12 protein-coding genes and 1 tRNA gene are annotated in these 10,437 nt (G+C 51.5%); 10 read left to right on the top strand and 3 right to left on the bottom strand.

All coding sequences use genetic code 11. From position 1 onward, the window contains the following. Nucleotides 1-143: 143 nt before the first annotated feature. Both DWV57_RS12470 and DWV57_RS12465 read right to left on the bottom strand, forming a co-directional pair. Nucleotides 144-347 (bottom strand): helix-turn-helix transcriptional regulator, encoded by a 204-nt coding sequence (locus tag DWV57_RS12470; protein ID WP_223383275.1) that lies wholly within the window; start codon nt 345-347, stop codon nt 144-146. Nucleotides 348-366: 19 nt separating this feature from the next. Beyond that, a complete protein-coding gene (locus DWV57_RS12465) occupies nt 367-1,194 on the bottom strand; it encodes a LexA family transcriptional regulator (protein WP_097776430.1) in 828 nt (275 codons plus the stop codon). Nucleotides 1,195-1,403: 209 nt separating this feature from the next. Here DWV57_RS12465 and DWV57_RS12460 point away from each other — a divergent pair, with 209 nt between their 5' ends. The 9 genes from DWV57_RS12460 (at nt 1,404) to DWV57_RS12420 (ending at nt 7,799) form a co-directional block, all read left to right on the top strand. Beyond that, nucleotides 1,404-1,601 (top strand): hypothetical protein, encoded by a 198-nt coding sequence (locus tag DWV57_RS12460; RefSeq protein WP_097775157.1) that lies wholly within the window; start codon nt 1,404-1,406, stop codon nt 1,599-1,601. 43 nt (nt 1,602-1,644) lie between these two features. After that, entirely contained in the window at nt 1,645-1,926 is a 282-nt protein-coding gene (locus DWV57_RS12455) for a hypothetical protein (protein ID WP_097775158.1), read from the top strand. Further along, nucleotides 1,926-2,633 carry an ImmA/IrrE family metallo-endopeptidase gene (locus tag DWV57_RS12450; RefSeq protein WP_097784816.1) on the top strand — a complete coding sequence of 236 codons (708 nt, stop codon included), beginning with the start codon at nt 1,926-1,928 and terminating at the stop codon, nt 2,631-2,633. The genes DWV57_RS12455 and DWV57_RS12450 overlap by 1 nt, the downstream gene beginning before the upstream one ends. A gap of 533 nt (nt 2,634-3,166) precedes the next feature. Next, nucleotides 3,167-3,658, top strand: coding sequence for a sigma-70 family RNA polymerase sigma factor (locus DWV57_RS12445; RefSeq protein WP_015565818.1), 492 nt, complete (start codon nt 3,167-3,169; stop codon nt 3,656-3,658). A gap of 374 nt (nt 3,659-4,032) precedes the next feature. Continuing rightward, on the top strand, nt 4,033-4,260 hold the full coding sequence (locus DWV57_RS12440) for a hypothetical protein (protein ID WP_097775161.1): 228 nt from the start codon (nt 4,033-4,035) through the stop codon (nt 4,258-4,260). An 86-nt stretch (nt 4,261-4,346) separates the two neighbouring features. Then, nucleotides 4,347-5,021 carry a type II toxin-antitoxin system PemK/MazF family toxin gene (locus DWV57_RS12435; protein ID WP_097771475.1) on the top strand — a complete coding sequence of 225 codons (675 nt, stop codon included), beginning with the start codon at nt 4,347-4,349 and terminating at the stop codon, nt 5,019-5,021. Beyond that, nucleotides 5,012-5,821 (top strand): DUF6551 family protein, encoded by an 810-nt coding sequence (locus DWV57_RS12430; RefSeq protein WP_097775162.1) that lies wholly within the window; start codon nt 5,012-5,014, stop codon nt 5,819-5,821. Before DWV57_RS12435 ends, DWV57_RS12430 begins: the two co-directional genes overlap by 10 nt. Before the next feature lie 113 nt (nt 5,822-5,934). Beyond that, complete coding sequence (locus DWV57_RS12425; protein WP_113993110.1) at nt 5,935-6,300, top strand: helix-turn-helix domain-containing protein; 366 nt, start codon at nt 5,935-5,937, stop codon at nt 6,298-6,300. A gap of 2 nt (nt 6,301-6,302) precedes the next feature. Next, a complete protein-coding gene (locus tag DWV57_RS12420; protein ID WP_118526504.1) occupies nt 6,303-7,799 on the top strand; it encodes a site-specific integrase in 1,497 nt (498 codons plus the stop codon). Nucleotides 7,800-7,861: 62 nt separating this feature from the next. Here DWV57_RS12420 and DWV57_RS12415 read toward each other — a convergent pair. Then, nucleotides 7,862-7,940 (bottom strand) — tRNA-Leu (locus DWV57_RS12415). A gap of 538 nt (nt 7,941-8,478) precedes the next feature. Between DWV57_RS12415 and DWV57_RS12410 the strand changes: the two genes are divergently transcribed. Beyond that, nucleotides 8,479-10,401: an HD domain-containing phosphohydrolase gene (locus tag DWV57_RS12410; protein WP_165853703.1), complete on the top strand. Its 1,923-nt coding sequence runs from the start codon at nt 8,479-8,481 to the stop codon at nt 10,399-10,401. Nucleotides 10,402-10,437 lie beyond the last annotated feature (36 nt).

Below are 10,437 nucleotides of genomic sequence, written 5' to 3'. Positions count from 1 at the left end.
CGCAAATGTATTCCTTCAATGGTAACAATCATGGAGATTAGTGTTTATCTGGAGATTACCAAAGGATAAATAGAAGCAGTATTAAAGCCGTTCACCACGCAGATTTTCCAGCGTGGCGAACGGCTTTTTTGCTGCCCCTATATTTACAGGTAGGAGGAATCGAAGAAGTCTTTTAATGTAATTCCTAAACCCTGACAAATTCTTTCAATCGTCTCTACGCTTAACTGCCCTCCCCGACGGGCGGTGGTTTGAATCGTGGAGTACGATATTCCGCATTTCTTTGCCAATACACATAGATTCATATCACGCACTTGCATCAAATCCTGAACACGCTTGATCGTATCCACAAAAACTCCTCCCATCTTTTTAGTTCAAAACTTTTCCAACAACCTCGAATCTTTGCTCTGGAGATATAAGGATCGGCGAATATTTGGTGTTAAGAGAAACCAAAACCGGTTGGTTATGCACCACGCCATAGCTGTCGGTAAGGAACTCTGCTTGGGATTTGTCTGGGGTATGTTCATCGTATTTTTTCAGATATCCACAGTCATCATATACGAATATCCCGATATCCCCGCACTCAAGTTCTTCGCAGCGCTTCACCCATACAATCTGTCCGTTATGATAGCGTGGCTCCATACTATCACCGCTAACATATATCCCGAACTCGGCACCAGCCGGAACGCTACTGGCAGGCACTTGTATCTGCTGGAACATTTCACCCTCAAGAAAAGCTCCTAGACCTGCCGATACTGGCAACTCTGATACAGGCATCATTATGTAGTCGATTTCCGCGGGCTCTTCTGCGTCTGGCTGGTAGCGCCGGGATGCAATCAAGTCCATTTCGTACTCAGCGACTTTTTTTTGCCCGATGTCATTTAGAAGGGCGGGTTTCTGGAAGTTCTTTGTAAAGTAGGAAGGACCCTCCTTGATGTTCAATGCGTAGCAGATTGCAACTAGTTGGTAGATGCTAGGAGTGGTATAGCCTTTTTCCCATTTGCTGATTCCTTTATCACTGACATCGACGCCATAGTGACGGAGAAGTTCAGAGAAAGTTACAAGTGAATAGCCATTCCTTTTTCGTGTGCCTGCGAGAATCTGACCAACCTCATTGCTATCCCTCGCAGCGACTGCATCATAGCGCACTGTGGATGGGGCTATGTGCATTTTGGTGAGCGTGGTTTTCTTTTTCATAACAAGAACACTCCTTTGTGATCCGGTAGCTCTATTATAGTATAGAAAATATAAGAAATCAACAGGAAATCTCTAAAATGGCGACAAATGCGTAATTGACATCTCCATAAAGTGGGTATATAATCAAACCAAATCCACAAATAACAGCCTTTTGGTGTTATTTTCGTATGGGATTGTGTTTGTTTGGCGTTTTTTTGCGAGGTGATACTATGAGAAAAGAAAATGTAAGATGTCCAATGTGCGGAACCATGAATTATGATGTGGATCTTGATGAAACCGGTGGCTGGACAAAATGCCGTCTGTGCAAAGCAGTGACCTGCTCTATGGATGAGTGGAAAAAACATACAGTGTCCGTTCCGCTGTTGAACGAAAAACAGCTCGTGGCACGCAGTATGATTCGCAAGTAATGCACGCCGTGTTTTGATAAATCCGCAAAAAGGAGGAATTCTGATGTGTGGTGATTACAACCTTCGCCGTGAGAAAAGATACGTCGAAGTGGACGTTCGTTTTACTCCTGACGGTAAGATCCGCCCTCTTGCCATAAACTATGACAAGGCTCACACTTATGGAATTGATCGGGTCTTGGCAGTCAAACATGGGACATCACGCCTAGGCGGAAAAGGTCACTGCTTCACCTGCCTGATCTGCGGTCAGAAGCGGAATCTTTGGCTTGAACGGGGCAAGTGGTTCGTGGAAGCCTACTGCTCCGTGCCGGAAAGCTGTGCTTCGTAATGGCAAGATACTTATCCCGCGCAGATCTTTCGCACATAGCGGGTAAGTATATCGACCAGTACTATACCCGTTTCGGGATCAGTAAAGATGACCCAGAACCCATTGACCCTGAACGGCTCGCAAGTTCTGTTCTTGGGCTGAATGTGAAAATGCTGCCGCTATGCAGCGATGGAAGTATTCTAGGACTGACTGTTTTCCAGAAATGCGGTTTTACCGTAACCTTGGGGGACGGGACAAAGCTTGTGGAGGTGTTCATGCCGAAGGACGTTGTAATCGATTCCGCCCTTGCGTCAGACAGCTGCACCGGATGCCGGAATTTCACGATAGCGCATGAAGCGGCGCACCATATACTGGCTGACCTGTTTCCGAACGACTACGGAAAAGCAGTCAAGTGCCGTGGGCACATTGCCTATCGGGAACGAAACGGACAGCCCTCATGGGAAGAATGGCAGGCGAATACCCTTGCAGCGGAGCTGCTGATGCCAACATTTCTGGTCAACGCCGAAATAGAACGTGCAGCGCTGTGCCTGCCAAATGGAATCCTGTACAAATCCGCATCGGACCCGAACTATGAAAGAATTCTGGAGATGGCTGCACGGATCGGGGTATCGTGGTCTGCGATCAGGATCAGATTACAGCAGATGCAGGTCATCAACGGAAAACCCATCCACTGCCATCCATTGGACGTCATTCGATTTGGAGAATAATATGACTTGGTCAAATAATCGCTCTTTTAAGAGTAAACCGCTGAACAATATACAGCAGGCACAATTCAGCATTGGCTGGAGGTTTTGTCCGGTTTGCGGACACAAGCTCTACCAAAAAAACGAGAGCTGTTCAGGCTCTATCAGCATAAAGTGCCTCAAGTGCGGTAACATAGCAACAGTTGACTTAGCCTACCGCAGACGCTGACTTTTTTAGACAAACCACAATTTCAAAAATCGGGTGCATTGCACCCTGAATATGGACTGTTCGTCACCGAGCAACGGGCCATTGCCGCAAGGCAATGTATGAAACGCGCACCAAATAGCCGGGCAACAGCTGATAGAGTGATTCTGCTTTAGAACCGCTCTGTTAGTTGGTTGTCCGGCTATTTTTTTAGCCTTCAGGTAGCCTGCTCCCGTAAAAAGGAGCAGGCTTTATGTTTGTCCGTTTTTCATGGATGCCCCAAGCGGCGAAATATCCGTAGCCTTCCAAATTTTCGACTTTTTACGACTTATCGAAAATTTGGAGGTTTACGATGTCTTTTAATAAAGGCTATGAGTTGAAGAAGTTTGAAGCACACTGGGAAAAGTTGCGCATCGAGTACGCAGCTGCGGGAATGACGAAAGAGGCCATCCAGAAGATGTACGATTATGACCGTCAGCAATTCAATTCGGAGCGTACCTTTATCGAGCGGACGCAGGAATTCACCGCTCCTGCGTATGAAAGCTCTGAGGAAGAAGCGTCGCCTTTGATGCTACGCTATCAGGATGCGATTACCGTGACAGATACTTACCACGAAACTAAAAGCCGTTTTGCATGGATTGGTGAGATTGAGAACGAGCAGTTGCTTACTGCACTCGAAACTTTGAAAACCGAAGATTTGGAAATCATCACCATGTACGCTTACGAGGGATACGACATCACTGAAATTTCTAAAGTCTACGGCGTATCTCGGCCCACTATTAGTATCAAAATCAAGAGAATTACTAAATTTTTGAAAAACTTCAATTTCAATGCTACGAATTGACCTTTCTCGTCGGCTACCAAGTGAGAGGACAATTTCCCAAGCGGCACCTGCCGCAGGGCGAAACGTCCGACCTCAGGGACCTTGAAAACTGAATAGTTCCGTCATCTGGTACTCCGATAATGATACTTCCGTAATTCGCGGCCCGGTCACAAAGCAGACGGGGTGGCTGAAATGCCAATGAAGCGGTACAAGTCCGCTGCCAGATGTTCATGCCCCACTCGCAGGGAGCCGAGGGCGAATATGCGAGACCTTTAATCATATTGATCCGGGAACTGTCGGGTACGTTCCACGCATCCGGCAGTTCCCGTTTTTTTACGTACTCTTATTTATTCTTTATCCGAATATTCACTTTTGATACATAGGAGGACACTTTTATGGACGAGTTGAACCCCACGGTGCGCGAGCAGGAGATCTACGAGGAGATGGAGCTGACCCCTGAGATGGTCAAGTCCATCCGAACTCTCTGCGGTACCTGTCTGCGGCACTTTGTGGATGCAAAGGCTTTCAAAATCGCGCTTGTACCCAGCCCAGACCGGAGCATGGACACATGCACCGTCTGCCAGATGCGGCGCGGCTATGATTATGTGGTCATGCACCGCTGACCCAACCATACCACCATACCTTGAACGAAGCTCGTTGCGGAACATCCGGCAGCGGGCTTTGCACATAACAACATGGAGGTACAATTTTGCAGCAAAACTGGAAATTCCAACGCGGAGACATCTTCTTCACCCATTTCGGGGCGAGCACCGGCTCGGAACAGCACGGTGACCGCCCGGCGGTCATTCTTCAGAATGACGTGGGCAATTATCACTCTCCGACCCTGATCGTTGCGACCATGACAAGCAAGGCGGAAAAGAAAGTAAACCAGCCGACCCACTGCCTGTTGGAAAACGCAGGGTTGAATATGCCGTCCGTTGTGCAGGCAGAGCAGATCTTCACCATCGACAAAAGCCGGGCACTGAAGTATCTGGGGCATCTGACCCCAGAGGAGATGCGCCGGGTGGATGATGCGGTTCGCATCAGCCTTGCGCTGAACCCTATGGGCAGCATCCAGCAGATAGAGCCTATCCGGCGCTCTACGGCGGTTTATGCGCCGCCTGAGGTGGTGGATGGCAAACCGCCTGTCTACCCCTATACGCCCATCCGGTCGTCCTTTGAGAACGCCGGAAGCATCGAGGAAATGATGCTGTACACCGAACTGCAATCCGCGGTTCATGCCATGATCCAGCGGCTCGAATATAGCTTCACCTTCAATCCCAGCCTGCTCACCAGCCCGAAGCGGAAGCAGCAGGTGACTGAGATCTTAGAGGAAGCCGAGAAGTACATTTGGAGAATCAAGGAGGAAATGCGATGCGCCTGAACGACAACAATACTTTCATTGGTATCAACCCGCCGTACCAGCTTTCGGTCATCCACAGCAGCAAACTGATCTATCCCCGCGAGATCTACCAGCGGGGCGTAGAGCGCAAGAGGGTGGAGCTGATTGCAAGGGACTTCAACGAGTACATCGTTAACGAGCCGAAGGTCAGCTTCCGCAACGGCAGGTACTATGTAATGGATGGGCAGCACACCATCGAGGGCTGCATCCTCCTCAACGGCGGCGAGGACCGCCCGATCCTCTGCAAGGTCTACACCGGTCTGACGATGGAGCAGGAAGCCCTGCTCTTTGCCGAGCAGAACGGTCACGCCGCACCCCTGTCGGCGGGCATCAAGCTGCGCGCCAAGGTGGTGGGCGGCGATGCGCCTTCCAAGGCGTTTGTCGCAGCCACTAACCGGGCGGGGCTTTCCCTCAACTACGACAGTATGCAGCTGAGCGACTACCGCATCGGCTGCGTGGGCACGGCGCTGAAGCTGTACGACCAGCTGGGCGAAGAGATCTACTGCGAAGCTCTGCGGCACATCGTGGAAGCGTGGGAGGGCAAACCGGATTCCTTCCGGGCGGCTGTCCTGCGGGGCGTGATGTACTTTGTGCAGCTGTATCATGGGCAGTACAGCGAGGAGCGGCTTGTCCGTGCGCTGAGCGGCGTCCATCCCATGGAGCTCTACCGTGTCAGCCGGGATAACCCCGCCAAGCTTCCGGGCTGGCGGCGGTACGTTTACCCCATCTACACCACCTACAACGGCAAGTGCAGGAAAGACGCACTGCCGATGAAGTTCTAAGCTCAAATATCTCCTTTGGCAAGTGAGATGGTCCCCGAAAAAGACCATCACACTTTACATATAGTATTTTCTGCTGAATAATCGACATATTGAACTAGAAAGAGAGGACAGGAATGAGCGAGATCGCAGCCTGCACTTTGATTCAGGAAGAGCCTGACCGAAAGACGGAGAGGTATCTGACGATGTTCAAGGACTACCCGGATGTGGTGACGGTGGAGCATCTTCAGGAAATGCTTGGCATCTGCCGGAAGAATGCGTATCTGTTGGTCAAGCAGAATAAGATCCACTCGGCGCGTGTAGGACGCAGCTATAAGATACCAAAACTCTGCGTGGTAGAGTACCTGCTCGATCAGGATCGGCAACTTGGAGGGATGCACCTTTCAAACTCCCTTGTGCCATCCTTGCAAAACACTCCAGAATCTTCTAAACTTATGATGCCTAAGCAAAGGACGTTTGGCTGCGAACAGAAAGGAGCATAACTATGACAAATGTGGCCGGACATTTAAGAGAACAAAACGGTATGTATCAGATGATTCTGAGCTGGAAAGACACAGATGGAAAGCGCAGAACCAAATCCATCAGCACAGGACTTCCTGTTAAAGGAAACAAAAAAAGAGCTGAATCTCTGTTGCGTAAAACACAAAAAGAGTTTAACCCTGAAACGATGCAGCAGGTTTCCGACCTGCCGGTATCGGAATATCTGAACCGCTGGCTTCGGGAAAGCGTGATGAACCTTCCGCCCGAAACCTATGGCAGATATGCTTATGATCTAGGAAGAGTAGTTGTCCCATACTTTGAAAAGAAGCGGCTGTCTTTGAAAGCACTCTCTCCGCGCGATCTGGAAACGTTCTTCCGCTATGAGCGTCAGCAGGAGGAGGCCAGTGTACAGCAGCTTCTGGATTGGCACAAGGAGTTGACCGATGCCCTACAATATGCCGTTGACAATAATTGGCTGAAGGTCAGCCCCATCAAAGAAGTTGACCCCTGCCTTGATAACTCCCCGGTACTTTTCACCGACTTCATCACGGACTGGTTGAAAATGATGAAGTCACGAGTGGAAATCACAACCTATACCAGCTATGAAAGAGCAATCGTTCACAAGATCGTCCCATATTTTGAACCGCTCCACTATACATTGCAGGATATGGAACAGCATCCCAAATACATCCAAGACTTCTACCAGCATGAGTTGGATCGTGGCCTTACGGCAAACACCGTCATTCACTATCACGCCAACATCCGCAAATGCTTGCAGTACGCTTTTCAAATCGGCATGATCCGTTCCAACCCGGCAGATCGCGTTGAACGTCCTCGTAAGGAAAAGTTCAAGTCGGAGATTTACAGCGGTGAAGAACTGGAGCAGCTTTTCAAAGCGATTCAAGGTGACCCTTCGGAGTTTGGCGTTATCATGGCTGCATTCTACGGCCTGCGGCGCAGTGAAGTTGTTGGCTTGAAATGGGATGCCATTGACTTTGAAAACAAGAAAATCAGCATTCAGCATACGGTTGTGACCGCAAAGGTCAACGGAACGCTAACAGAAATCGCACGAGATAAGACAAAAACAAAGTCGAGCTGCCGGACACTTCCCCTAATCCCTGCCTGTGAGCAGATGCTCAATAAAATGAAAAAGGAGCAGGAGCAGAATCGGAAGGTCTGCGGCAAAAGCTATTGCACCGATTATCTTGACTATATCTATGTAGACCCGATGGGAAAACGGATTCGGCCCGATTTCCTGAGCCAACATTTCCCGGATTTTCTGATCGCACACCAGATGAAGCGTATCCGCTTTCACGATCTGCGCCATAGCTGCGCCAGTCTGCTCTATGCCAATGGCGTGAGCCTGAAGGAGATTCAGGAGTGGCTGGGGCACAGCGACATCAGCACGACAAGCAACATTTATACACATCTGGATTTCTCCAGTAAGGTATCTTCGGCGAATGCAATCGTCAATATCTTCCCAGAAAACGCCAAAGTATAAAAAATGGGCAAAAAAGAAAAACAGCCTAAAATCTTTCGATCCTAAGCTGTTTTATGATGAAGTGCCGATGGTGGGACTCGAACCCACATGGTTTCCCGAACGATTTTGAGTCGTTTGCGTCTGCCATTCCGCCACATCGGCTGATATTCAATTTTGAGACATTCGTACCGGTTTCTGAAGATTGGAGGGATGTTCAGGAGGGATGTAAGAAATCCTGCTTCGACAAACCTTCAAAATTCAACGCACACTCGTGAATTTCTCGTACAGACAAGAAAAATCACGAAGCGGATTTTGAGTCCCCCTCGTCTGCCATTCCGACACACCGGCTGATATGCAATTCAAAAGAACGTTACTATTATAGCGGATTCTGCGCACAAAATCAAGACTGAGTTTCCGGCGAAAACACGTGGACCGTTCCCGGGCAGAGCGGGCAGCAGACGGCCGGAAAACTGCACTCCCCAATTTGCGTCGCTTTGTGCGGCACAGTACGGTGCCTGATGAGGAAATTTGACAAAAAATAAAGAGCTTGCGTTGATTTTACAGGATCAAAACGACACATTCCGTACCGCAGGCTACAAGGGTTGAAGATTGACGTATTCTGGTAAAAAATAGTATAATGTTACTTGTGAAAGAATGCCGTGCGGCCCAAAACGCGCGGCTTTGCAGCGGGAGATATGCGATGATGAGCAGAAAAAACAGAACACGCCAGCAGATGGAAGAGGAAATGCGCCAGCTCCGCAAGGTGTTCATGACGGTGCGCCTGATGAAGGCGGACGAGGTGCAGGGCGGCAAAAAGGGCAGCGCGCCCTGCTATGCCCAGTGGCGGCGCAGCCGTCCGTGTGAAAACTGCGTGGCAAGGCAGGCGCTGGAAAAGAACACCCGGAAAACAAGGCTGGAATACTTTGGGCAGGAGCTGTACGAAATCACGGCCAGCTGTGTGCAGGTGGATGGCCAACTCTGTGTGCTGGAGCTGACCCGCAAGATCGACCGCAGCGTTCTGTTGGACCCGGAAAGCGGTGAGCGGCTGCTCAACAGTATTACCGATGAGCGGGAAAAGCGCTACCGCGACCCGCTGACCGGTGCCTACAACCGCACCTATTATGATGAGAACTACCGCTACCGCAGCATTACCGCCGGTGTGGCGATGCTGGATATGGACGATCTGAAGTTCTCCAACGATGTTTACGGCTCCGGTGCGGGCAACAGCGTGCTGGAAACGGCGGTAAGCACCATCCGGCGCGGCCTTTCGGAAAAAGACCGCCTGATCCGCTACGACGGCGGCAGGCTGCTTTTGCTGCTGCCGGACATCCGGCAGGAACAGCTCAGCCCGCGTCTGGAACAGATCCGTCTGCAGCTGCAGGCGGCCAACGTGCCGGGCTACTCCCGCATCCGCATGTCGGCCAGCATTGGAGGCGTGTGGATCGACGACGAAAATGTGGACGATGCGGTGCAGCACGCGGAACGGCTGATGCACTATGCACGCATCCAGAAAAACACCGTGATCACCGAGCGTCAGCCGGAGCCGCACGCCCTGCAGCCCACCCACAGCCGCCAGAGTGTGCTCATCGTGGACGACTCGGCCATGAACCGGATGCTGCTCAGCCAGATGCTGAACAGCCAGTTCGACACTGCCGAAGCGGCTTCCGGCGAGGACTGCCTGCGCCTGCTGGAACAGAACCCCACCGGCATCTCCGTTGTGCTGCTGGATATCCACATGACCGGCATTGACGGCTTTACCGTGCTGGAAGCCATGAGCCAGCGCGGAATGCTGGAAGAGATCCCGGTCATCATGATCTCCAGCGAGGACAATGTGGACACGGTGCGCCGCGCCTTTGATCTGGGTGCGTCCGATTATATCAGCCGCCCCTTTGATGCAAGGGTGGTGTATCAGCGCATTACCAACACCATCCGCATGTATGCAAAGCAGCGCCGCCTGAGCGCCATGGTGGCGGATCAGGTGTCGCAAAAGGAAAAGCGCAGCCAAATGATGATCGGCATTCTGAGCCGGGTGGTGGAGCGCCGCAACGGCGAGAGCCGCACCCATGTGCAGCACATCAGCACCCTGACCGGAATGCTGCTGGACCATCTGGTGCAAAAGACCGAGACTTACCCCCTGACGCAGGAGATGCGCCGTACCATCAGCATGGCCTCGGTGCTGCACGACATTGGCAAAATGGAGATCGGGGAGCAGGTCCTGAACAGCCCGGAGCCGCGCACGCCGGAGGATGAAGAAACCATGCGCCAGCATACCCTGCTGGGTGCACGGATGCTGGAAGAGCTGGATGCCTACCGCGACGAAGATTTTGTGCGGGTAGCCTATCAGATCTGCCGCTGGCACCACGAGCGGTACGACGGCAGCGGCTACCCGGACCAGCTGGTTGGCGAACAGATCCCCATTGCGGCACAGGTGGTCGGCCTTGCGGATGCCTACGAAACGCTGACCACTGGCAGCGGAAGCCAGTCGCCGGTACCCTGCGCGGCTGCAGTGCAGATGCTTTGCACCGGCGAGGCCGGGGCGTTCAATCCGGTGCTGCTGGACTGCCTGCGGGAGATCGAGAACGAGATCGACGATGCCATGCGTCGTCGGCCGGAGACCTTATAAATCAGACCGGAGAGCTGCCCGAACGGGAAAGGCTCT

The sequence above is a fragment of the Faecalibacterium sp. AF10-46 genome (genome assembly GCF_003604105.1).
Taxonomy (GTDB): domain Bacteria; phylum Bacillota; class Clostridia; order Oscillospirales; family Ruminococcaceae; genus Faecalibacterium; species Faecalibacterium taiwanense.
Note: the sequence above shows the minus strand (reverse complement) of the source record. Positions and strands in the feature narration are given on the sequence as shown.